At 71.8% G+C, this 22455-nt stretch carries 24 protein-coding genes and 1 pseudogene; 2 read left to right on the forward strand and 23 right to left on the reverse strand.

All coding sequences use genetic code 11. From position 1 onward, the window contains the following. Positions 1-70: 70 nt before the first annotated feature. The 5 genes from ACWGIS_RS25100 to rpsB form a co-directional block, all read right to left on the reverse strand. Entirely contained in the window at positions 71-1210 is a 1140-nt protein-coding gene (locus ACWGIS_RS25100) for a phosphatidate cytidylyltransferase (protein ID WP_453364711.1), read from the reverse strand. Continuing rightward, on the reverse strand, positions 1210-1767 hold the full coding sequence (gene frr, locus ACWGIS_RS25105; protein ID WP_453364712.1) for a ribosome recycling factor: 558 nt from the start codon (positions 1765-1767) through the stop codon (positions 1210-1212). The genes ACWGIS_RS25100 and frr overlap by 1 nt, the downstream gene beginning before the upstream one ends. Before the next feature lie 204 nt (positions 1768-1971). Beyond that, complete coding sequence (pyrH, locus tag ACWGIS_RS25110; RefSeq protein ID WP_355779967.1) at positions 1972-2742, reverse strand: UMP kinase; 771 nt, start codon at positions 2740-2742, stop codon at positions 1972-1974. 186 nt (positions 2743-2928) lie between these two features. Further along, the gene (tsf, locus tag ACWGIS_RS25115; protein ID WP_355779964.1) at positions 2929-3765 is read right to left on the reverse strand and encodes a translation elongation factor Ts; all 837 of its coding nucleotides are present in this window, start codon (positions 3763-3765) and stop codon (positions 2929-2931) included. Between the two features lie 95 nt (positions 3766-3860). Then, positions 3861-4787 carry a 30S ribosomal protein S2 gene (gene rpsB / locus ACWGIS_RS25120; protein WP_453364713.1) on the reverse strand — a complete coding sequence of 309 codons (927 nt, stop codon included), beginning with the start codon at positions 4785-4787 and terminating at the stop codon, positions 3861-3863. 820 nt (positions 4788-5607) lie between these two features. On the opposite strand from rpsB, the gene ACWGIS_RS25125 reads away from it, so the two are divergent. Further along, positions 5608-6180 carry a murein hydrolase activator EnvC family protein gene (locus tag ACWGIS_RS25125; protein ID WP_453364714.1) on the forward strand — a complete coding sequence of 191 codons (573 nt, stop codon included), beginning with the start codon at positions 5608-5610 and terminating at the stop codon, positions 6178-6180. Positions 6181-6504: 324 nt separating this feature from the next. Here the strand turns inward: ACWGIS_RS25125 and ACWGIS_RS25130 are convergent, their stop codons facing one another. From ACWGIS_RS25130 to ACWGIS_RS25215, 18 genes and pseudogenes are all read right to left on the reverse strand, one after another. After that, positions 6505-7062 carry a TetR/AcrR family transcriptional regulator gene (locus tag ACWGIS_RS25130; RefSeq protein WP_453364765.1) on the reverse strand — a complete coding sequence of 186 codons (558 nt, stop codon included), beginning with the start codon at positions 7060-7062 and terminating at the stop codon, positions 6505-6507. Positions 7063-7517: 455 nt separating this feature from the next. Further along, positions 7518-8354 (reverse strand): RNA polymerase sigma factor WhiG, encoded by an 837-nt coding sequence (whiG, locus tag ACWGIS_RS25135; RefSeq protein ID WP_355792683.1) that lies wholly within the window; start codon positions 8352-8354, stop codon positions 7518-7520. A gap of 271 nt (positions 8355-8625) precedes the next feature. Next, positions 8626-9771 (reverse strand): DNA-processing protein DprA, encoded by a 1146-nt coding sequence (dprA, locus tag ACWGIS_RS25140; RefSeq protein WP_453364715.1) that lies wholly within the window; start codon positions 9769-9771, stop codon positions 8626-8628. Further along, positions 9768-11393 (reverse strand): YifB family Mg chelatase-like AAA ATPase, encoded by a 1626-nt coding sequence (locus tag ACWGIS_RS25145; RefSeq protein WP_453364716.1) that lies wholly within the window; start codon positions 11391-11393, stop codon positions 9768-9770. The genes dprA and ACWGIS_RS25145 overlap by 4 nt, the downstream gene beginning before the upstream one ends. Beyond that, the gene (locus ACWGIS_RS25150; protein ID WP_453364717.1) at positions 11393-11764 is read right to left on the reverse strand and encodes a YraN family protein; all 372 of its coding nucleotides are present in this window, start codon (positions 11762-11764) and stop codon (positions 11393-11395) included. The genes ACWGIS_RS25145 and ACWGIS_RS25150 overlap by 1 nt, the downstream gene beginning before the upstream one ends. A gap of 139 nt (positions 11765-11903) precedes the next feature. Next, complete coding sequence (locus ACWGIS_RS25155; RefSeq protein WP_003965949.1) at positions 11904-12212, reverse strand: DUF2469 domain-containing protein; 309 nt, start codon at positions 12210-12212, stop codon at positions 11904-11906. Positions 12213-12267: 55 nt separating this feature from the next. Further along, on the reverse strand, positions 12268-12798 hold the full coding sequence (locus ACWGIS_RS25160) for an NUDIX hydrolase (protein WP_453364718.1): 531 nt from the start codon (positions 12796-12798) through the stop codon (positions 12268-12270). Further along, positions 12788-13531 carry a signal peptidase I gene (lepB, locus tag ACWGIS_RS25165; RefSeq protein WP_453364719.1) on the reverse strand — a complete coding sequence of 248 codons (744 nt, stop codon included), beginning with the start codon at positions 13529-13531 and terminating at the stop codon, positions 12788-12790. The genes ACWGIS_RS25160 and lepB (ACWGIS_RS25165) overlap by 11 nt, the downstream gene beginning before the upstream one ends. 78 nt (positions 13532-13609) lie before the next feature. After that, on the reverse strand, positions 13610-14563 hold the full coding sequence (gene lepB / locus ACWGIS_RS25170) for a signal peptidase I (protein ID WP_453364720.1): 954 nt from the start codon (positions 14561-14563) through the stop codon (positions 13610-13612). Further along, a complete protein-coding gene (lepB, locus tag ACWGIS_RS25175) occupies positions 14451-15527 on the reverse strand; it encodes a signal peptidase I (protein ID WP_453364721.1) in 1077 nt (358 codons plus the stop codon). The genes lepB (ACWGIS_RS25170) and lepB (ACWGIS_RS25175) overlap by 113 nt, the downstream gene beginning before the upstream one ends. After that, complete coding sequence (gene lepB, locus ACWGIS_RS25180; RefSeq protein ID WP_453364722.1) at positions 15520-16236, reverse strand: signal peptidase I; 717 nt, start codon at positions 16234-16236, stop codon at positions 15520-15522. The genes lepB (ACWGIS_RS25175) and lepB (ACWGIS_RS25180) overlap by 8 nt, the downstream gene beginning before the upstream one ends. 45 nt (positions 16237-16281) lie before the next feature. Next, positions 16282-16632, reverse strand: coding sequence for a 50S ribosomal protein L19 (gene rplS / locus ACWGIS_RS25185; RefSeq protein WP_007384968.1), 351 nt, complete (start codon positions 16630-16632; stop codon positions 16282-16284). Between the two features lie 132 nt (positions 16633-16764). Beyond that, positions 16765-17598, reverse strand: coding sequence for a tRNA (guanosine(37)-N1)-methyltransferase TrmD (gene trmD, locus ACWGIS_RS25190; protein WP_453364723.1), 834 nt, complete (start codon positions 17596-17598; stop codon positions 16765-16767). After that, positions 17598-18227 (reverse strand): ribosome maturation factor RimM, encoded by a 630-nt coding sequence (rimM, locus tag ACWGIS_RS25195; RefSeq protein ID WP_453364724.1) that lies wholly within the window; start codon positions 18225-18227, stop codon positions 17598-17600. The genes trmD and rimM overlap by 1 nt, the downstream gene beginning before the upstream one ends. A gap of 178 nt (positions 18228-18405) precedes the next feature. Next, a complete protein-coding gene (locus ACWGIS_RS25200; RefSeq protein ID WP_005479813.1) occupies positions 18406-18645 on the reverse strand; it encodes an RNA-binding protein in 240 nt (79 codons plus the stop codon). A gap of 2 nt (positions 18646-18647) precedes the next feature. Further along, complete coding sequence (gene rpsP, locus ACWGIS_RS25205; RefSeq protein ID WP_355791155.1) at positions 18648-19076, reverse strand: 30S ribosomal protein S16; 429 nt, start codon at positions 19074-19076, stop codon at positions 18648-18650. A gap of 634 nt (positions 19077-19710) precedes the next feature. Then, positions 19711-20307, reverse strand: a complete 597-nt coding sequence (locus tag ACWGIS_RS25210; RefSeq protein WP_355867905.1) for a hypothetical protein — start codon at positions 20305-20307, stop codon at positions 19711-19713. Between the two features lie 254 nt (positions 20308-20561). Continuing rightward, positions 20562-21190 (reverse strand): annotated as a pseudogene (locus ACWGIS_RS25215) (His/Gly/Thr/Pro-type tRNA ligase C-terminal domain-containing protein); the annotation flags it as partial. A gap of 382 nt (positions 21191-21572) precedes the next feature. Between ACWGIS_RS25215 and ACWGIS_RS25220 the strand changes: the two are divergent. Next, positions 21573-22427 (forward strand): methyltransferase domain-containing protein, encoded by an 855-nt coding sequence (locus ACWGIS_RS25220; RefSeq protein WP_453364725.1) that lies wholly within the window; start codon positions 21573-21575, stop codon positions 22425-22427. Positions 22428-22455: the final 28 nt, after the last annotated feature.

A 22455-nucleotide genomic window follows, 5' to 3' on the forward strand; every position in this document is an offset into this window, starting at 1 on the left:
CCGCCGTCCTGTGGACGGCGGGCCCCCTCTTCGTGTGGAACAGAGGATCAGCGGCGTGCGGGACGCGAGGTCAGCCGGAGCCCACGAAGAGCACCAGCAGCAGCCACACCACGGGCGCCGTCGGCAGGAGCGAGTCCAGCCGGTCCATGATGCCGCCGTGCCCCGGCAGGAGCGTGCCCATGTCCTTGATGCCGAGGTCCCGCTTGATCATGGACTCGCCGAGGTCGCCGAGCGTGGCGCTGGCCGCGACCGCGAGCCCGAGGAGCAGGCCCTGCCACCAGTGGCCGTCGTCGATCAGGAACTGCATGCACAGCGCACCGGCCGCCATGGCGAAGGCGATGGCGCCGCCGAGACCCTCGCGGGTCTTGCCGGGGCTGATGCGCGGCGCCAGCTTGTGCGTGCCGAAGCGCCAGCCGACGGCGTACGCGCCGGTGTCGCTGACGACGGTGAGCAGCAGGAACGTCAGAACGCGCCAGGGACCGTCGTCCGCCGCCAGCATGAGGGCGACGAACGTGGCGAGGAACGGCACGTAGAAGGCGGCGAAGACCCCGGCCGTGACGTCCTTGAGGTACCCGTCGGGGGGTTCCGTCATCCGCCAGACCAGGACGGCGAGCGCGGTGAGCGCCATCGCCACCCAGGCGCCCTCGGTGCCCCGCACATAGCCGGCGACGACCATGGCCGCCCCGCCGATCGCGAGCGGCACGAGAGGCGCCTTGATGCCCTTGCGCTCGGACAGCCGTGACGTGAGCTCCCACAGGCCCACCACCACGGCGACCGCTATCACCCCGATGAACACGGCCTTGACGACGAACAGCGACGCGATGATCACCGCACCGAGTCCGACGCCCACTCCTATGGCCGCGCCCAGGTCACGGCCCGCACTCTTCTTCTGAGGTGCGGGCGCTGGCTGGTGGGCGGCGCTGGGCATGGGCTCCTGCGGACTCTGCGGGTGGTGCGACGGACCCGCGTAGGGCGCCGCCGATGGTGTCTCGTCGCGGAACAAGGGGCCGCTCAGCCGAGCGGCCCCCCGGTCGTCATCCTGGTCTCCGCCGTATGCGGGTACCTCGGGCACGATGGGCATGGGGCGAGTCTGCTGGGCGTCATGCGCATCGTACGTGGGACCCGCCGGGGCTGCCCCCTGGACAGGCCCCTGTGCGGAAGGCCCCCAGTACCCGGCTTGTGGCGGCGCTCCCCAGGAAGAGTCGTTCATCAGACCTCGAGAAGCTCCGCTTCCTTGTGCTTGAGAAGCTCGTCCACCTGGGCCACGTACTTGTGGGTGGTGTCGTCGAGTTCCTTCTCCGCACGGCGGCCCTCGTCCTCGCCGACCTCGCCGTCCTTGACGAGCTTGTCGATCCCGTCCTTGGCCTTGCGGCGCACGGAGCGGATGGACACCTTCGAGTCCTCGGCCTTGGTCCGGGCGACCTTGATGTAGTCCTTGCGGCGCTCCTCGGTCAGCTCGGGGAACACCACCCGGATGATGTTGCCGTCGTTGCTCGGGTTGACCCCGAGGTCGGAGTCACGGATCGCCTGCTCGATGTTGCGCAGCGCGCTCTTGTCGAACGGGGTCACCACGGCCATGCGCGGCTCCGGCACCGAGAAAGAGGCCAGCTGGTTGATCGGCGTCAGCGCACCGTAGTAGTCCGCCACGATCTTGTTGAACATCGCCGGGTGCGCACGGCCGGTGCGGATCGCGGCGAAGTCCTCCTTGGCGACCACGACGGCCTTCTCCATCTTCTCCTCGGCTTCGAGGAGGGTCTCTTCGATCACCACTTGCTCCTGCGTGTCTTGAGTAGGCCCGGCAGCTGTTCCTCGTCGGGGTCGGCGGCCGGCTGCGTCGCGTCTTGTTCCTGCACGGTTCCCGACCGGCAGGACATTGTCCATCCCCCGGTCAGGGTCCATCCCCACCAGGGTGCGTACCCCGTCGGGATGCGTTCCCGCCGGAGCGCGTGCCCCGTCGGGGTCCGTCCCCGGTCAGGCCCGGCTGTCCTGGTCACCCACGAGTGTGCCGATCTTCTCACCCTTGACCGCCCGCGCGATATTGCCCTCCGCCAGGAGCTCGAAGACCAGGATGGGGAGCTTGTTGTCGCGGCAGAGCGTGATCGCGGTCATGTCCGCGACCTTGAGGTCCCGGGTGATGACCTCGCCGTAGCCGAGCGCGTCGAACTTGACGGCCCCCGGGTTCGTCTTCGGGTCGGAGTCGTAGACCCCGTCCACGCCGTTCTTGCCCATCAGCAGGGCCTCGGCGTCGATCTCCAGGGCGCGCTGCGCGGCGGTGGTGTCCGTGGAGAAGTACGGCATGCCCATGCCCGCGCCGAAGATGACCACACGGCCCTTCTCCAGGTGGCGCACGGCGCGCAGCGGGATGTAGGGCTCGGCGACCTGTCCCATGGTGATGGCGGTCTGTACGCGGCTGTCGATGCCCTCCTTCTCCAGGAAGTCCTGGAGGGCCAGGCAGTTCATGACCGTGCCGAGCATGCCCATGTAGTCGGACCGGGCCCGGTCCATGCCGCGCTGCTGGAGCTCCGCGCCGCGGAAGAAGTTGCCGCCGCCGATGACGACCGCGATCTGCGCGCCGCCGCGCACGACGGCCGCGATCTCACGGGCGATCTTGTGCACCACGTCGGGGTCGACGCCCAGTCCGCCGCCACCGGCGAACGCCTCACCGGAAAGCTTCAGCAGAAAGCGTCCGGTGCCTTTGCCGTCGTCGGTCTTCTCGCCGTTGTCGGCCTGGGTGGTGGTCATGAAGATCTCGCCTCTTTACGTGTCGCACATACGAAGAAGGCCATTGCCGGTGGGGTGTTGGCTCCCATACGCGGCAATGGCCTCCTCGTCAGATCTGCTGTCGTCCGTCACGCACGCACGCGTGCCGGCGTACGCGGACGACTGCTGTCGACCCTAGCGGGGTCGCGCGTCGATCGCGGTACGGACTCAGATGCCGACCTTGATGCGCGTGAAGCGCTTCAGGGTGACACCGGCCTCGTCCAGGACCTTCTGGACGGACTTCTTGTTGTCGAGCGCGTACGGCTGACCGAGGAGGGTGGCCTCCTTGAAGAAGCCGTTGACGCGACCCTCGACGATCTTCGGGAGAGCGGCCTCGGGCTTGCCCTCGGCGCGGGTGGTCTCCTCGGCGACGCGGCGCTCGGACTCGACGACCTCGGCCGGAACGTCCTCACGGGAGAGGTACTTCGGCGCGAAGGCGGCGATGTGCTGCGCGATGCCCTTGGCGAGGTCGGCGTCGGCCTTGTCCAGCTCGACCAGGACACCGATCTGCGGGGGCAGGTCGGGCATGGTGCGGTGCATGTACGCGGTGACGTACGCGCCGGAGAACTGGGCGAAGCGGTCCAGGACGATCTTCTCGCCCAGGTTGGCGTTGGCCTCGTCGACGAACGCCTGGACGGTCTTGCCGGCCTCGATCTCGGACGCGAGCAGCGCCTGGATGTCGGCGGGGGACGTCGCGGCGGCGTGCTGCGCGATCTGGTTGGCGACGGCCTGGAACTTCTCGCCCTTGGCGACGAAGTCCGTCTCGCACTTCAGCTCGACGAGCACACCGGAGGTGTTGTCGTCGGCGATGATGGAGACCACGGCGCCGTTCTCGGCGGAACGGCCCTCGCGCTTGGCGACGCCCTTCTGGCCCTTGATGCGCAGCGCCTCGACGGCCTTGTCGACGTTGCCGTCGGCCTCGTCCAGCGCCTTCTTGCAGTCCATCATGCCGGCGCCGGTGAGCTCACGGAGCTTCTTGACGTCGGCGGCGGTGTAGTTCGCCATGATTCCTGGAATCTCTCTCGAAGTCTGAAGATCTACGGACCGAACGGCGGGGGCTTCGTGGGCCCCCGCCGTTCGACAACCCGAAAGGGTGAGGGTCAGGCCTGCTCGGCGTCCGCGGCCGGAGCCTCGGTGGTGGCCTCGGCGGCGGCGGGGGCCTCGGCCTGCTCGGCGTCGGCGACCTTCTCGGTCTCGGCGGAGGTCTGGACCTCGGCGGCCGGGGCCTCGGCGGCGGCGTCCTCGGAGTCGGCCTTCTTCTCGCCCTCGAGCAGGTCGCGCTCCCACGCGGCGAGCGGCTCGCCCGCGGCCTTGTCACCCTCGGCCTTGCCGGCGCCGGAGCGGGCGATGAGGCCCTCGGCGACGGCGTCGGCGATCACGCGGGTGAGCAGGGTGACGGAGCGGATCGCGTCGTCGTTGCCCGGGATCTTGTAGTCGACCTCGTCGGGGTCGCAGTTGGTGTCGAGGATGGCGACGACCGGGATGTTGAGCTTCCGGGCCTCACCGACCGCGATGTGCTCCTTCTTGGTGTCCACGATCCAGACGGCGCTGGGCACCTTCTGCATCTCGCGGATACCACCGAGGGTCTTCTCCAGCTTGGCCTTCTCGCGCGAGAGCACGAGAAGCTCCTTCTTGGTCAGACCGGAGGCGGCGACGTCCTCGAAGTCGATCTGCTCGAGCTCCTTGAGGCGCTGCAGACGCTTGTAGACGGTCGAGAAGTTGGTGAGCATGCCGCCCAGCCAGCGCTGGTTCACGTAGGGCATGCCGACGCGGGTGGCCTGCTCGGCGATGGCCTCCTGCGCCTGCTTCTTCGTGCCGACGAACATGACCGTGCCGCCGTGGGCGACGGTCTCCTTGACGAACTCGTAGGCGCGGTCGATGTACGACAGCGACTGGAGCAGGTCGATGATGTAGATGCCGTTGCGCTCCGTGAAGATGAAGCGCTTCATCTTCGGGTTCCAGCGGCGGGTCTGGTGACCGAAGTGGACGCCGCTTTCCAGCAGCTCCCGCATCGTGACGACGGCCATGGCCGTTCTCCTTGAGGTTCTCGGTTGTGCCGCGTGTGCCGGACGGCACTCGCGCCTGACGCCCGCGATGCGCCTTGCCACTGAGGACCGAGGGGCGCTGACACCGGCTTTCGTCGGATGACGTGGGCCGGATGCGGGGCGTGCGAAGTCGACCCGGTGACCCGGATCGCCACAAGAAGTGTACGGGACCCGCGGAGCGCCGGGTGACGCCGATGTCCACAACCGGCGGGTACTCCACAGATCCCGGTCATGATCCGCCCAGGTGCGGGACGGTTCTCGCATGCGAGCGACACGACGCGCCCTCACGTGGCTGGCCCTACTGCCCGCCCTGACGACACCCCCCACCGAAGCCCAGCCCCCACCAGCCCTCCCCCTCATCCACACCACAGCCACAACGACTCCCTCCGGGCCGAGGCCGGGGCCGGCAGAAACTCCGGTCCGGAGAGGGACGGGGCTGGAAAGGACTCCGGTCCGACCGGGATCGGCGGAGCGCCACGAGAGGCCGGGGGCTGGAAGCCTGCGGGAGTCCGGGGGCCCGCTGGAGTCCGGGGTCGTCATGGCGGCCGGGGAGCGGGGGGCGGCCGGCCCGCCGAGTACGACAGGGAGCGTGGATACGCCGGGACGGGCGGGGAGGCTGGAATTGCCGGGAGGTTCGGAGTCGGCGGGCAAGGTAGGGATGGCGGGTCAGCCACGCGGGCCGAGAAGGCTCACGACGTCGGCTGCGGCTGGCCTGCCGGGACCGCCCGGGGTGCTTGGGACAGCCCGGTTCACGGGACTGCTCGGAGCGCCGGGCGTAGCCGGCCTGCCGGAACCGCCTGGTGTGCAGGGGACAGCCCGGTTCGCTGGACTGTCCGGAACGCCGGGCGCAACCGGTCCACCGGGACCGCCCGAGGTGCCCAGGGTGCCCGGGATGGACCTCTCCGTGCCGGCGGTCGGCCGCACCTGGCCCCTGGACGGGCGCCCCGGTCCGCGCCCGCTGGTTCTACGGGGCTGGGACCCCCCTGTCACGGCGTACGGCCGTGGCCACCGGGGCGTAGACCTGGCCGCGGCACCGGGTGACCCCGTACGGGCGGTCGCCCCCGGCCGGGTCTCCTTCGCGGGCCGGGTGGCGGGACGCGGAGTCGTCTCGGTCGAACTGTCGGGGACGGGCGACTCGCCCCTGCGCACGACGTACGGCCCTGTCGAGCCCTCGGTGAAGAAGGGCGACGAGGTGGCGGCGGGCGCCGTCCTGGGCACCCTGGGGTCGGCGACGGACTCGCACTGCGCCACGGCCTGCCTGCACTGGGGTCTCCTGCGAGGCGCCACCTACGTGAATCCCCTGTCGCTGCTGCCCCCCTGGCTCCTCCGCGGAGCCCCACCCCGCCTACTCCCGGTCCCGGTCCCGGTCCCGTGAGACGGGAGCCCGGGTCACTGGAGGGGGCCGCCAGATACCGGGCGGATCGCCAGGCACCGGGAGGGGACCGCCAGGCACCGGGGAGGGACCGCCAGATACGGGCCCCCGGCGCCCCCGCCGACCGCCCAACCGCCCAGCCGCCCGACTGCCCAGCTGCCCAGCTGCCACACGAACGGCCCGGGACACCCCACGCTCCCCAGTCCGTGGAGCACTACATCCCCCGCCAGCCCTCATCCATGGAGGACCGCGCATCCCAGCCCGCCACCGACAACCTCGGGAACCTAGCGAACCCAGGGAACGACCCCGACAACCCCGGGGACTCCCTCAGCCTCCGACGCCCCGCAGAGCCATCGCCACCGCCGCGTCCGTGATCGCGTCGGGATCCTCGGCCGCTCCCAGCTCGATCCGCCGTACGGCCGCGTCGACGATGCCCTGAAGCAGCATGGCCGCGAGACGCGGCTCCGTGTGCCCCATGGCCCGCAACGCCTCCCCGATCATGGCGACGAGCCCGCCGTGCGCCGCGCGGATCTTCTCCCGGGCGCCCTCGTCCAACTCGCTCGCGGAGATGGCGACCACGGCCCGGTGGCGCCGGTCGCCGACCAGGGCCAGCTGCTGTCGGACGTACGCCTCCACCTTGCCCTCGGGTCCGCTTGCCGCCGCCATCGCGGCCTCCACCTCGGCCGCCCAGACGGGGAAGTCGACCTCGCAGAGTTCCTGGACGACGGCCGCACGGGACCGGAAGTACTCGTAGACGGAGGACCGGGCCAGTCCCGTCCGCTCGGCGAGGGCCGGGAAGGTCAGCGCTTCCGTCCCGCCCTCGGACAGCAGGGACCGTGCCGCGTCCAGCAGGGCGGCTCGCTGCATCGACCGGTGCTCGGCCACGGAGGCCGCTCGAATCCTTGGCACGTCAACCACTTTACGGACGGACCGCCGAGGACGGGAGCCACTCCGCCCACCCGGCCGAGCGCAGACCGCCGACAGGCCCCGCCGCCGGCCGCCCACGTAAGGGGCGCCGAGTGACCCTTCCCTGACCGTCGGCCCCCGCACAGGGCCCGGAAGAGGGCCTCTTCACGGGAGTCCGCCCGCCTCAGCGACCAGCGCCGCCACCCCACTTTCACGGCCCGCGACGCCCGCCCCATCTCAGCAACCAGCCGCGCCCGCCCCGCCCCGGCGGCCCTGAGGAGCGGCCCGCCCCGTGTCAGCGCCCTGCAACGCCCACCCCGCCAGCGACCAGCGCCGCCCACCCCACCTCAGCAGCCCGCAGCACCCGCACCCGCACCCGCACCCGCACCCCCACCTCAACGCCCCACGGCAGGCACCCCCACCCGCACCCCACCTCAACGCCCGAAGCTCGCCAGTTTCGCGCGCAGCTGGAGCACGGACTTGGTGTGGATCTGGCTCACCCGGCTCTCGGTCACCCCGAGGACGTTGCCGATCTCGGCGAGGGTGAGGCCCTCGTAGTAGTAGAGGGTCACCACGGTCTTCTCACGGTCGGGCAGCGTGTTGATCGCCCTGGCCAGGAACCGCCGCAGCTCCCGGTCCTCGGCGACCTCCACGGGGTTGTCGGCGGCCGTGTCCTCCAGGGTGTCCATGAGGCTGAGCCGGCCGCCGCCCTCGCCCCCGACATGCAGCAGCTCCTCCAGGGCGACGACGTTCGCCAGCGACAACTGGCTGAACACCGCGTGCAGTTCGTCGACGCCGACACCCATCTCCGAGGCGACCTCGCCCTCGGAGGGCGTACGTCTGAGCCGGGCCTCCAGCGTCGCGTACGCCCGCTCCACGCTGCGCGCCTTCTGGCGCACCGAGCGGGGGATCCAGTCGAGCGCACGCAGCTCGTCGATCATCGCGCCGCGGATCCGCGTGATCGCGTACGTCTCGAACTTGATCTCCCGCTCGATGTCGAACTTCTCGATCGCGTCGATCAGCCCGAACACCCCGGACGAGACGAAGTCCGCCTGCTCCACGTTGGCCGGCAGCCCGACGCTGACCCGCCCCGCCACGTACTTCACCAGGGGCGAGTAGTGCAGGATCAGCTGTTCCCGCAGCCGCTCGTCCCCGGTCGCCTTGTACGACCGCCACAGCTCCTCGACCGTCGAGGGTGCGGGCGGACGCACGCTGCCGCGGGCGGCGGGGGGAACCGCCGTCCGGTCAGACCCGGAGGTGTGCTGGGGCATTCGTCGCCTTGTGCCGTTCTGCCGTGTACTGGGTGTGCGTGGGTGAGCTGTCGGACTGATGCCGAGTTGCCTGTCCGCGTCGGAATCCTGGTGAGCGTAGCGTGACTGAGGTGTCGCAGTGAGCGAAGGGCCGGGGATCACCCGCACGCGAAGGAGGGTCCCGCGTGCCCGCTCCGACGTCCGTCCGTCGCACTGTGTGATCACCGGGAGACGTCAACTATGGGAATTGCCAAGGCTGTCGGGGATCGCCCGGACGGCCGAACGCACCGGGTCAACACCGACCGTGACCTTCGTGAACGGAGGTCATCGCCTGGCGTGTCAACTTCCAGCCGTCGCCGTGTCGTTCGACGAAACCAAGTGCTCGGAGTTCGTACAGTCTCCCGATCGCGTCGTCCCCCGTCGTCGCCGCGCCGCGCGCGATCAGGTCCGCGGTGGCGGTGCCCCGGCCGGGCAGCGCGGAGAGCACCCGCCGGGCCGCCGGGTGCAGCAGATCGCGCGGCAGCACCGGTCCGCGCCGCTCCGGGGCCAGCTCGCCCATGTCCCCGACCAGCTCGACCACTTCCCCGGCGTCGGTGACCAGGACCGCCTCTCCGCGCAGGAGTTCGTGGACGCCCGCCGACAGACCGCTGGTGGCGGGCCCCGGCACCCCCATCGTGAACCGGCCGAGCCTGAGCGCGGCCCGGGCCGTGACCAGGGCGCCGCTGCGGTACGCGGCCTCGACGACGACCGTGCCCCGGGTGAGCGCGGCGATGATCCTGTTCCGCTGGATGAATCTGCTGGGCGTGGGGTGCTCGCCGGGTGGCAACTCCCCCACCACCAGGCCCTGTTCGGCGATCCGGGTGATCAACTGGGTGTGGCCGCGCGGGTAGGGCCGGTCCACGCCGCAGGCCAGGACGGCGACGGTGGCGCCGCCCGCTCCCAGTGCGCCCCGGTGCGCGGCGCCGTCCACCCCGTACGCGCCGCCCGAGACGACGACCCAGCCGCGTTCGGCGAGCTCCGCGCCCAGGGTGGCCGCCATGTGGGCGCCGTACTCGGTGCAGGCGCGGGCGCCCACGACGGCGACGGAACGCAGCGCCCACATCCGCAGGCTGGGCCGGCCCCGCACCCACAGTCCGACGGGTCTGCCGTCCCCGAGGTCGTCGAGCTGTGCGGGCCACTCGCCGTCACCGGGGCACACGTACCGCACTCCGGCTTCCCCGGCACGCTCCAGGTCCCCCTCCGGGCACACGCGGGCGGCCCGGCCCCGCAGCCCCTCCCAGCGCGTGTACGTGACTCCCGGCAGCGGGTCGCCGCCGTCCACCAGGCGGCGGGCCACCTCCACGGCGCCGGACTCCCGCACCCAGCGTCCGCCCGTCTCGTCGCCCGGTTCGAGGACCCGGGAGAGGGTGACCCGGGCGAGCCGCTCCTCGTCCGTCACGACCGCGCGCCGATCATCATGGGCACGCCCCGGGGGACGCCGGTGCGCAGTTGCAGAGCGAGGGCGACGTCCCCGGCGTCCGGCCGGTCGTGGCCCGAGAGGTCGGCGACGGTCCAGGCCACGCGGAGCACCCGGTCCAGGCCGCGGGCGGTCAGGGTCCCCCGCTCCAGTCCTCGCTCGGCCTCGTCCATGGCTCCCGGCACCGCCTGCCAGCGACCGCGCAGCTCCCGCCCCGGCACCTCGCTGTTGGTGTGCCACGGGGTCCCGGCGAGGCGCGTGGCCGACCGCTCGCGCGCCGCGCGCACCCGGTCGGCGACGGTGCGCGTCGTCTCGCCGCGGGCGCCGCGCGCCGTCAGTTCGGCACGGGTCACCGGCTCCACCTCCACGCGCAGGTCGACCCGGTCGAGGAGTGGCCCGGAGAGCCTCGACTGGTAGCGGCGGATGGCCGAGGGCGGGCACTCGCAGAGATCGCCGCCCACGCTGAAGCGCCCGCAGGGACAGGGGTTGGCCGCGAGCACCATGAGGAACTTCGCGGGGAAGCGCACCACTCCCGCGCTCCGGGCGATGACCACGTGTCCCGCCTCCAGGGGCTGGCGCAGCGCGTCCAGGACGAACCCGCTGAATTCCGGGGCCTCGTCCAGGAAGAGCACCCCGCGATGGGACAGCGAGACCGCTCCGGGCCGCGCCAGCCCTTTTCCGCCGCCGACGAGTGACTGCATGGTCGCGGAGTGGTGGGGCGCGCAGTAGGGCGGGACGTCGACCAGTGGCCGGCCCGGCGGGAGGAGACCGGCCACCGAGTGGACGGCCGTCACCTCCAGGGACTCCTGCCTGTTCAGACGGGGCAGGAGGGCGGGCATCCGCTCGGCCAGCATGGTCTTCCCCGCGCCCGGGGGTCCTTGCAGGAAGACGTGGTGGCCGCCCGCCGCGGCGACCTCCATCGCCGTGCGCGCCGACAGCTGGCCGACCACGTCGGCCAGGTCGTCGCCCTGGTCGTGCTCCGGCACGGCGACGCCGCACAGGCCGGTGGCCTCGCCCGTGCCGGGTACGCGCAGGCCGGCCAGCAGCGGATCCGGCCTGCCCTGCTCGTCCGGGGTCTCCTCGGGCACCGGCTCGTCGGTGAGGACGGCGATGAGCTGGCGCAGGCTGCGGACGCCGAGCACGGAGATCCCCGGGACGAGGGACGCCTCGGCCGCGGCGCACTCCGGGACGACCACCTGCTCGTATCCCGCGTCGGCGGCGGCGAGGACCGCGGGCAGCACGCCGCGGACCGGGCGCACCCGTCCGTCGAGTCCCAGCTCGCCGACCATCACGATGTCCGAGAGGACCCGGGGATCGATCCGCTCGGCGGCTCCCAGCACCGCGCAAGCGACCGCCAGATCGAAGCCCGAACCGCCCTTGGGGACGGACGCGGGACTCAGGCCGACCGTGAGCTTCTTCTGCGGCCAGGCGGCGCCCGAGTTCACCACGGCGGCCCGCACCCGGTCGCGGCTCTCGGTGAGGCTCTTGTCGGGCAGGCCGACGAGGGCGAAGGCCGCGACGCCCGGCTCCAGATCGGCCTGCACCTCGACGACGACGCCCTCCACGCCGACCAGTGCGACCGCACACGTACGCGCGAATCCCATCAGGCCACCCCCCGCGCGTGCTCCACGACGGGCGCGCCGCGGTCGGGCAGGAGGACGCCGACGAGGTCGATGCGGACACCGCCGGGCGGGGCTCCGCCGTGCTCCTGGACCCAGCGCTCGGCGAGGCTCCGCAGCCGCCTCGCCTTCACGGGCGTCACGGCCGCCATGGGGTGCTCGAAGGCACCCGCCCTGCGGGTCTTGACCTCGCAGACGACGAGCGCGTCGCCGTCCCGGGCCACGATGTCGATCTCACCGGTCCGGCCGGCGCGCCAGTTGCGCGCCAGGACCGTCATCCCGGTATCGGTCAGCCGCCGCGCGGCGAGGTCCTCGCCGTACCTGCCGAGTGCGCCGCGTGCCAGATGCGTGTTCATGTGGGCACCACCTCCGGCACCCACACTGGGGCCGCGGCGGTGCTCTGTTGGATCTTGGTGGACGGCCGCTCGATTGTGGACAACCGCGTCACCCGCACGAGCGACCCCCCACCGGTCCAGCCGGGATTCAGCCCCGCATTCAGCCGCCGGGCAGCTCCAGGTCGCTCTTGTTCAGTTCTTCGATGTTCACATCCTTGAAGGTGAGGACCCGTACCTGCTTCACGAAACGAGCAGGCCGGTACATGTCCCACACCCAGGCATCCGCCATGGACACCTCAAAAAAGACCTCACCCTGGACCGAGTGCACCTGCATCTCGTAGTCGTTGGTGAGGTAGAAGCGCCGTTCGGTCTCGATCACGTATTTGAACAGACCGACGACATCGCGGTACTCCCGGTAGAGCTTCAGCTCCATCTCGGTCTCGTACTTCTCGAGGTCCTCGGCGCTCATGGCATGTTCCCCTTCAGCCGTGCGTCCCCCCATTGTGCGCCAGCCCCGCGAGCCCCTAGACGATTTCGGTGTCGAGGACCTCGGGCCTGGCCGGGGGACCTTCGTCGAGCAGCCTGCGCAGCAGCCCGGCGAGTCTGGTCGGATACACCGTCTCATGTGCCTCGGTCAGTTCCCGGCACGTCCACCAGCGCGCTCCGGCGACACTGCGCCGTTCCAGTTCCGTCAGCCCGGCGGCGACCGTCGCCGTCTGGGCCGTACGGGCCAGGAAGTACCACTCGTCCTGGTCCCAGCGGCGTCCGGCGAACGGGAAGGAGCACCGCCGCCGCCACAGCACCGGACCCAGTTCGACCTCGGTGATGCCGGTCTCCTCCGCGAGTTCCCGCAGAGCGGCCTCCTCGCGCGTCTCCGTGCCTTCCAGACCGCCGCCGGGCGTGAACCACCAGTCGTCGGCCGGATCCCCGGGCTCGTGCCCGTGCAACAGCAGGATGCGGTCCCGCGGGTCGAGCAGCACCACCCGGGCGACCTTGCGCAGCCCGCCCTCGTACACGTCCGGGGCCGGTCCGCCGGGCGACGGCTCAGCGGGCACCGGCGAGCTCCGTCCGGGCGCGGCCCCGCCGCCCGGCGCGCTTGGCGACGGGACCGTAGGCGGCCCCGCCGAGGACCAGCACCGCGCCGGCCACCACCGCGGCGAGCACCGGCCGCAGCGGGCCGGGCGAGGAGATCGCGCCGAGGGTCTCGAAGCCGGTGGGCCGCTCCAGCATGCCGTCCATCGGCCAGACCACGGCGTCCACCCGCCCCTTCACCGCGCTGCGCGGCACCGTGCCGTTGAAGGCCTCGGTGAGGTGGGCCGTCGAGTCCAGGGAGCCGCTGCGCTCGTCGCCGAGCAGGAACAGCCGCCCCTCGGGGACCTGGATCGCCGGTATCTTCTTCGACTCCGCGGCCTGCCCCTTGGGCAGATACGGTTCCTCGATCCGCTTGCCGTTGACCGTCAGCCTGTCGTCGGTGCAGCAGGCGACGGTGTCCCCGCCGACCGCCACGACCCGCTTGACCATGGGCATGTCGCCCCAGGTCTTCTGCTTGAAGACGACCACGTCACCGCGCCGGACCTCGTCGCCGTCGACCCGTTCGGCCAGGACGCGGTCACCGGCCGCGATGGTCGGCGTCATGGACTCCGTCGGCACGGTGTACGGCTGGTAGACGATCGCGCCCCAGACGAACCCCCCGAGGAAGAGCACACAGCCGAGGGCCACGGCCAGTCCCGACAGCGTGCTGCCGAGCCGTCCGCGGCCCTCGTCCGTACGACCTGTCGTCCTGCTCATCCCAGTGCTCCCCAACTCGGAGAATCGATCTCGCGGCCCGGCGCGGGCCTTGGAAGATCGGCGATCTGGGACGGCACCCTACCCGGCGGTACGCCGCCCAGAAACCCTGGAGTCCGCGGCCGTGAGACGGCGGCGGCGCCACAGCACCAGCGGAGCGGCGCCCGCGAGGCCGAGCGCCCCGGGAGCCACGGCGGCGCTCAGGTTCTGGTCGAAGGTGTCGGGAACCGGCAGGGTGTCCCAGCGGGTGGGGGGCCAGGCGATCACGATGGCGCGGCCGACCACGTTGCCCACGGGCACGAAGCCCTTGTTGGCGTCCTGCTGGTGGTAGCGGGAGTCCAGCGAGTTCTGACGGTGGTCGCCCATGACCCAGATCTTGCCCTCGGGCACCTTCACCTTGAACTGGCCGCCCTGGTCGTCGATGCTGCACGGGGTGTTCCCGGCGAAGACGTAGGACTCCTCGTTGAGCGCCTTGCCGTTCACCTTGAGCGGGCCGCTGCCCTTGCACTCGACGGTGTCGCCGGCGACCCCGATGACCCGCTTGATCAGGTCCTTCTCCTCGGCCGACGGCATCAGGCCGATCCAGCTGAGCGCCTTCTGCACGGCGTTCGGGTTCGGCGTGGGCTCGCCCGCCAGCCACTTGTCGGGGTCGTGGAAGACGACGACCTCGCCGCGCTCGGGCTCGGAGCCGAACCAGGGGGTCAGCTTGTCGACCAGGACCCGGTCGCCCTGCTGGAGGGTGTTCTGCATCGAGTCCGAGGGGATCGAGAACGCCTGCACCAGGAAGGTCTTGATCAGCAGCGCCAGCACCAGGGCGATACCGATGAGGAGGGGGAGCTCCTTCCAGAAGGAGCGCTGCTTCCTGGGCCGGCCCTGCCCGGTCCCGCCGTCCTGGTCGTGGGTACCGCCGCCGTCCGCGGAGTCACTCGCGGAGTCCGCGACGTCGTCTGCCGGGGAAGCCGCACCGCCGGGCCGCTCCGGTCGCTCCTCCGGGCCCTCGTGTCCGGATCGTGCGCCGACCGCCAAGTCCCCCACATCCACTCCTCAGTCCGTGCCGCCGCCCGCGTCGCATCCGGCGCAGGCCCACCACTCCCATAACGAGCGGGAGTTCCGCAGGGCTCGGGAGCGGGATCAATCCGTATCGATCCGCGTGAGCCACCCTATGCGACGGGCCGAGAGCGGTGGTCGACCCCGTCGGCACGGAGGCATACGTGTCCGGTTCCTTCAGGCGGGTCCAGTGGCCGACGGGCCAGGCGATGACCATGGCCCGGCCGACGACGGACTCCTCGGAGACGGTGCCGCCGTACTTCTCGGTGCGGTGGTAGCGGGAGTCGGCCGAGTTGGCCCGGTGGTCGCCCATCACCCAGAGGCGGCCCTTCGGCACGGTGACCGAGAACGCGAACGCGGAGGGCTTGTTGTCCGGGTGGATGTACGACTCGTCCAGCGGCATCCCGTTGACGGTCACGCGGCCCTGCTTGTCGCAGCACTTGACGGTGTCGCCGCCGACCGCGACGACCCGCTTGATCAGGTCCTTGTCGTTGTCGGAGGGCAGCAGCCCGATGAAGGTGAGCCCTTCCTTGACCTGCTTGACGACGATCGGGTCGTCCTTCTTGACGGTCTGCTCGCCTTCCAGCCAGTTGCCCGGGTCCTTGAAGACGACGACGTCACCGCGCTGGGGCCTGGAACCGAACCAGGGGGTGAGCTTGTCGACGAGGACGCGGTCGCCGATCTGGATCGTGTTCTCCATGGAGCCCGACGGGATCACGAACGCCTGCACCAGGAACGTCTTCAGGACCAGCGCTATGAGGACCGCCACGCCCACCAGGAGCGGGATCTCCTTGATGGCGGAGCGGCGCCTGCGCCGCTTGACCTTGCGGGCCAGTCTGCGCCGCTCGGCGCGGCCGGGGCGGGCGGCGCCGCCGGCCCGCCGGGATCCGGTGGGCAGCAGGTTGTCGGCGGCGCTGCCGGGGGCGCCGCGGGGTTTCCCACGGTTACCCATGGGCACCGTCCGCGGCGGGCACGCGCGCGTAGGCGCCGGGTCGGTCGAGGCGGGTCCAGTGGCCGGCGGGCCAGGCGATCCAGTCGGCCCGGCCGATGACCTCGCCGACCGGGATCATGCCGCCGCCCGGCGAGCCCAGGTGGTCGCGGGAGTCGCTGGAGTCGCCGCGGTGGTCGCCGAGCAGGAAGAGGGTCCCGTCGGGCACCACGACGTCGAAGGGCACGTCGGACGGACGGTCCCCCGGAAAGAGGAACGCCGACTCGTCGACCGACCGGCCGTTCACCTCCACCCTCCCCTCCCTGTCGCAGCAGACCACGTGGTCGCCGCCCACCCCGACGACGCGCTTCACGTAGTCGGCGTCCCCGAAGTACCCGGTGCCGTCGAACACCACGACATCGCCCCGCCGCGGCTCGGCACCGAAACGGTACGCCAACTTATTTACGAGAACGCGGTCCCCGATCCTCAATCCCCGCTCCATGGAACCGCTCGGAATCTGGAACGGCTGCATCACGAAGGTGGAGAGGAGCAGCAGGAAGAGCAGGCAGACGAGCACGGTGAGGGTGAGGCGGCCGCCCGGGAGCCGGTCGGCCACCCGGTCCGCCAACGCAGAACGCGACCGCCCCTCCGCGCCCTCCGGGTCCGAGTTCTCCTCGGACTCACCAGGGCGGGAGGAGCGGTCGCGCTCCACAGGCTGTGCTTCGGTGTCCATCGAGGCCAGATGCTATCCGGCCGCTCCGTGACCCCGTGCGCTAGCTCAGTTGTCGCGCTTCTCCTTGATCTTCGCGGCCTTGCCGCGCAGCTCACGGAGGTAGTAGAGCTTGGCGCGACGCACGTCACCGCGGGTGACGAGCTCGATCTTCTCGACGATCGGGGTGTGCACCGGGAACGTGCGCTCGACGCCGACGGAGAAGGAGACCTTGCGGACCGTGAAGGTCTCGCGGACACCGGCGCCCTGGCGGCGGATGACTACGCCCTTGAACTGCTGCACACGGGAGCGGTTGCCCTCGATGACGCGGACGTGGACGTTGACGGTGTCACCCGGGCGGAAGGCCGGGATGTCGGTGCGCAGCGAGGCGCTGTCGACGGTGTCGAGCAGGTGAGACATGTCGTCTGCTTTCTTCGTTGATGCCACAGGTCATCAACGGACGTTGATTTCCAGAAGGTGGGCTGCCGCGTCGGGACGGGCGTCGTGTCCCCCTGTGGCAGGGGCGCGCATCGGACGACGTACAGCAGCGGCCTATTCTTCCACGGCGGGGGGCCTGCGCCAAAATCGGCCGTGCGGCTCCCCGTCCGGGTCCGGTGCCCAGCCCAGGATGGAGAGCATCTCCCGGTCCTTCTTGTCGAAGGCCGAGGGGGCGCAGCGCTCGATCAGGTCCGGCCGGTTCGCGGCCGTGCGGCGCAGGGCCTCGTCGCGGCGCCAGCGCGCGATCTTCCCGTGGTGGCCGCTGACCAGCACGTCGGGGATGTCCCGGCCGCGCCACTCGGGCGGCTTCGTGTAGACGGGGCCTTCCAGGAGGTTGGCCATCGCCCCGGGCGCGAAGGAGTCGTCCCGGTGGGACTCGGCGTTGCCGAGGACGCCGGGCAGCAGCCGGGCCACGGCCTCGGTGACGACGAGGACGGCCGCCTCCCCGCCGGCCAGCACGTAGTCGCCGATGGAGACCTCGTAGACGGGCATGCGGGTGGCGTACTCGTCGATGACGCGGCGGTCGATGCCCTCGTAACGGGCGGGCGTGAAGACCAGCCAGGGCCGCTCGGACAGCTCGACGGCCAGTTCCTGGGTGAAGGGGCGCCCGCTGGGGGTGGGCACGACCAGGACGGGTCCGTGGGAGCCCGTCTCGTAGCCGTCGGCCAGGACGGAGTCCAGGGCGTCGCCCCAGGGCCCGGTCTTCATGACCATGCCGGGGCCGCCGCCGTACGGGGTGTCGTCGACGGTGTTGTGCCGGTCGTACGTCCACTCCCGCAGGTCGTGCACATGGACGTTCAGCTGTCCCCGCGCGCGTGCCTTGCCGACCAGGGAGACGTTCAGGGGCTCCAGGTACTCGGGGAAGATCGTGACGACGTCGAGTCGCATCAGGCGTCTTTCCCGGTCGTGGCGGCCGCGTCGGCCGCGTCGCCCTCTTCGCCGGACGCCTCGTCCGCCTCCGGGGCGTCGCCCTCTTCGGAGGCGTCCCTGGACGAGGCGATCTCCGCGCGGTCGTCGATGAGTCCCGGCGGGGGGTCGATGACGGCCCGCTGCTCCGTCAGGTCGATCTCGGTGACGATCTCCTCCACGAAGGGGATCAGCACCTCGGTGCCGTCGGGCCGCTCCACGACGAACAGGTCCTGGGAGGGCAGGTGCGAGATCTCGGTGATCCGTCCGACCTCGGTCCCGTCCGCGGTGACGACGTCCAGGTCCATGAGCTGGTGGTCGTAGTACTCGTCCGGGTCCTCGGGCTTCTCGTCCGGGTCCACCTCGGCGATCAGGAGGGTGTTGCGCAGCGCCTCGGCGGCGTTCCGGTCGCGTACGCCCTCGAAGCGCAGCAGCAGACGGCCGCTGTGCACACGGCCCGTCTCGATGGTCAGCGGACCGGTGGACGCGGGGTCCGTGGCGAGGACGGCGCCCGGCGCCAGCCTCAGCTCCGGCTCGTCGGTGCGTACCTCGACGGTGACCTCGCCCTTGATGCCGTGGGCACGGCCGACGCGAGCGACTACCAGCTGCACTTCTTTCGATCTCCTGTCGTGTGCCTGCGGCCTGTGGTGCGTGCCTGTGGTCCGCCCGCGCCGGTACGGGGAGGCGTACCCGTCGTCCGCGTGCGGGGGGTGGTGTGCGGCGCAGACGACTACGGGCCGGGGACGGCCGGATAGGCCTTCCCCGGCCCGAGCCGGTGCTGTCTGCTGATCAGCGGACGTGGTCCACGTCGACGAGGTCGACGCGGACACCGCGGCCGCCGATGGCGCCCACGACGGTGCGCAGAGCGCGCGCGGTGCGGCCGTTGCGACCGATCACCTTGCCGAGGTCGTCCGGGTGGACCCGGACCTCGAGCACGCGCCCGCGGCGCAGGTCACGCGAGGCGACCTGCACATCGTCGGGGTTGTCGACGATGCCCTTGACGAGGTGCTCGAGAGCCTCCTCGAGCATGCTCAGGCCTCGGTCGACTCAGACGAAGAGGACTCGGCCGCGGCGTCGTCCTTCTTCTCAGCCTTCTTCTTCTGGGTGATGGCCTCACCCTTGCCCTCGTCGTCGCCACCGAGGGCGTCGAACGACGGGCGGGTCGCCTTCGGCTCGGCCACGAGCAGCGGCGCCGGGGCGGGCTCGCCCTTGTACTTCTGCCAGTCGCCGGTCAGCTTGAGAATGGCGAGGACGGGCTCGGTCGGCTGCGCGCCGACACCCAGCCAGTACTGCGCACGCTCGGAGTCGACCTCGATGCGCGAGGGGTTCTGCACCGGGTGGTACAGGCCGATCTCCTCGATGGCCCGGCCGTCACGGCGGGTACGGGAGTCGGCGACGACGATGCGGTAGTGAGGCGAACGGATCTTGCCCAGACGCTTCAGCTTGATCTTGACTGCCACGGAAGTGGTGTCTCCTGGTCTTGACGTGGTTGGGCACGGCGAGATTGCCGCGTGGGGTTGCGGTACCCGAGTGCCCGATGGACGCGTCAGCCGGAGGAGAGAGGGGTCCTATGCGGCTGTCGAGTACAGCTAGCCATTGTGCCACATCCCCGGGACCCGACTTCACCCGCCGGAACGCACGCCCCGCACGCCGCACCGCGCCCCGGCCGACGTACGCCCGCCCGCGCCCCGGCACGACCCGGCCGACGCGGACCTGACCACCCCGGACCGGATGACGCCGGGCCTGACCACGCCGGACCCGAACCACGTCGGCCCCGACCACGTCGCGCCTGACCACGCCCGACCGGCCACGTGGGGGTCTTACCAGGCCGGACCGCCTCCCGCGGGCGACCCCGCGCACGCCTCGCCGCGCCCCGGACCGGGCCGGAGCACCGCGCGCCCGTCCCGCGTCACCGCTCGCGGCGCCCGCCCGCGCGGGCAGCACGGTGCCGGGACGGAACCGGCCCCGCCGTGCGACCCGGCACCCACGAGGTGCCGCCGCTCGCCGCTGGAGCCGATCGCGACCCGGCACTGCGTAGCGCTCCCGCGCCCGGCCGTACCGCCCCGTGCGGCAGGCCCGCGCGGGACGCCGGGCTCAGCCCGCCGCCGCGCCCACGACCTCCGGGATCCGGAAGGGTTTGCCGCACCCCCCGCACACGATGGGGGCCTGCGCCAGGACCGACGGGACGACGCGGACGTTGCGCCCGCAGTCGCAGACCGCCTTGACGCGGACGCCTCCCCCGGACGAGCCGTGCCGGGCGGCCGGTCCCCGGAAACTGCGGGCCGTGTCCGCCGCGGTCGCGGCCGTGTGCGCCTTCAGGGCGCGCTGGAGCCGCTCGATGGTCGGGCGGTAGCGCCGCTTCGCTTCGGGGTTGAGCGTGACCAGGGAGAAGCCGCTGCTGGGATGCGGCTCCTCGGGGTGGTCCAGGCCCAGCTCCTCCGCGATGGCGAGGAATCTGCGGTTGTGGTACCGGCCGGCGCGCGAGGTGTCGCGGACTCCGCGTGCGGCGGCGATGCCGTGGACTGCCTCGTGAAGCAGTCGTTCGAAGGAGAGTTCGTGCCCGCAGGCGGACGACGACTCCCCGATCAGGGATTCGGGCGCGGCGAGATCCGGCAGTTCGGGGTGGTGCCGCTGAATGTCGGCCCACGCCCCTGCCAGCTCTGCGGCGAGAACAGGTGGTGTCGTGCTCACGTCGTGACAACGAGCCGAGGTGCCTCTGTGTTCCTATTCCGGGGCATCCCAAATAATTTGCACGTACCCGTCAGTTGCCGCTGATGCGTCCTGACGAGGGCGGGTGCGCTGATCTGCGGAGAAGCCTCACAGTTCGCATCGAGCCGGTACGTAGCCACGCGTACGCCTCGGCCTGTACAGGGGCTCCGCGCGCCGGGGCACCCGACGTCATCCATTGCGCAAGGGGCCTTTCGGCCGCGCTCCGTGGCGGGCCGGTGGGCGCGCGTCACGACGGCGACGTTACCGGGTGCGCCGTGGGGGTCCGGCACCGACCCGTCCCCCGTCACCGGACACCGTACGGTCACCGAGCGCCCGGCGAGCCCGGCTTCGCCCACTTCGCCCAGGTCGGCCCACGGGATGCGGGCCCAGCCGCCCGCCGGAGGCCGTCTCGACGGTGGCACGTCGGCCGGCGGGACTCGCGGCGCCTGCGGGACGGTGCGAGGAGAGGCCTGGTCCTCGCCCGGGACGGCCGGCAGCAGTCCGAGGAGCGCGTCGAGACCGACGGGCTCCTTGCCGCCGGGAATGCGGCGGACCGGCGTCGCGGTGGCGTGCGCGAGGTCACGGGGTCCGACCTCGACCCGTACGGGGCACGCCCTGGAGCTTCCGGTCGGCGGCGCGGCACCCGAACGGGGTGTCCGTGCGGTCGTCGACGTGGACGCGCCCGCCCGCCGCCCCAGCCGACCGCCGGTCTCGCGGACCTTGGCCGGAACCGCGTCCTCCTCCTTGACGCGGGGACGACGCCCCGGCCGGGGGCGCGGCGCGGCGGCGCCCGCAACCCGCTGTCATCACCGTGCGACGTGATCAGGCCACTCACCATGCGGAGCGAGGAGCCCCGGGAGGTCTGCTCCGCATCCGTTCCCACAGCCCGTACGCGGAGGGGCGGATGACCGTGGTGGCGCGCGCCGGCCCGCTGTCCGCCGGTCCGGGCTTGGTGATCAGGTCCTGGTACCAGCGCGGGAAGGTGTCGCCCGGGGGTGGGAACGGGAGCCATCGCCGTGCCGCGCGTGCTGCGGCCGTGATCCGCTGCGCCGCGGCCCAAACCTCGCACGCTCGTGGATGTCACTGAGTACGACGGCGTGTGCGGACGGTACACAAGCAAAGGGCCACAACCCCTGGACGCGGGGACGAGCGCGGAGTTATCTGGCATACGGGGAGTGCGAGCGCACTGCACGGGGGCCATGGAAACGGGGCACGGCGACAACTCTCGGCGGATTGGGGCGCTTTCGATGACACCTACGCTCGTGCGGCAGCAGCCGGCTCACGCGGGACACCCTCCTCGCGTCGATCGGTGTGCACGCGCGCGTGACTGGGCCGAGATCCAGGAGCGGATGCTGGTGCCGCTCTACGAGGCCGTCTACGAGCGACTCGAAGTGGGTGACGGGACGCGGCTGCTCGGCCTCGGCTGCGGGTCGGGCCTGGCGCTGCTGATGGCGGCGTCGCGGGGTGCCTCCGTCACCGGTGTGGACTCCTCGGCCGAACGGCTGGCGCTGGCGCGGGAGCGGATGCTGCCGGAGACGAGGGGCACGCGTGCGCGTGGCGACGCCCGGCTCGTCGAAGGGGACCTGGCCGATCTGGGCGACGTGGACTCCCCCGCGTACACCGTGGTGACGGCGTTCGAGCCGATCGGCGGCGTGGCCGGGGACTCAGAAGGGCTCGGCGAGCTGCTGGGGACGGCGGCGCCGCTCGCCCGGCGCGGGGCGTCCGTCGTACTGGCCGGCTGGGGTCCGCCGGAGCGGTGCACCACGTCCTCGGTGCTGCGGCTGGCCACGAAGCCGGCCGAGCCGCTGCCGCGCGGGAGCGGCCGGCGCTCCTCCCGGCGCGACGAACTGGAGGAGGTCGCCCAGCGGGCCGGTCTGCGGCCGGACGGCTCGGGGCGGGTGGCCTGCCCCTTCGGCTACGCCGACGTGGGCAACGCGGTGCGCGGGCTGCTGTCGACCGGGCTGTTCGACGCCGCGATCGCCGCGACCGACCCGCAGCAGGTCGACAAGGAGCTGACGGAGGCGCTCCATCCGCATCGCCGGAAGGACGGCACGGTGTGGATGACCAACGTCTTCCGCTATCTGATCGCCCGCGTCCCGTGAGGTGAGGGGACGGCCCGCGTGACGCCCG

This window comes from Streptomyces sp. NPDC054842, assembly GCF_053611025.1.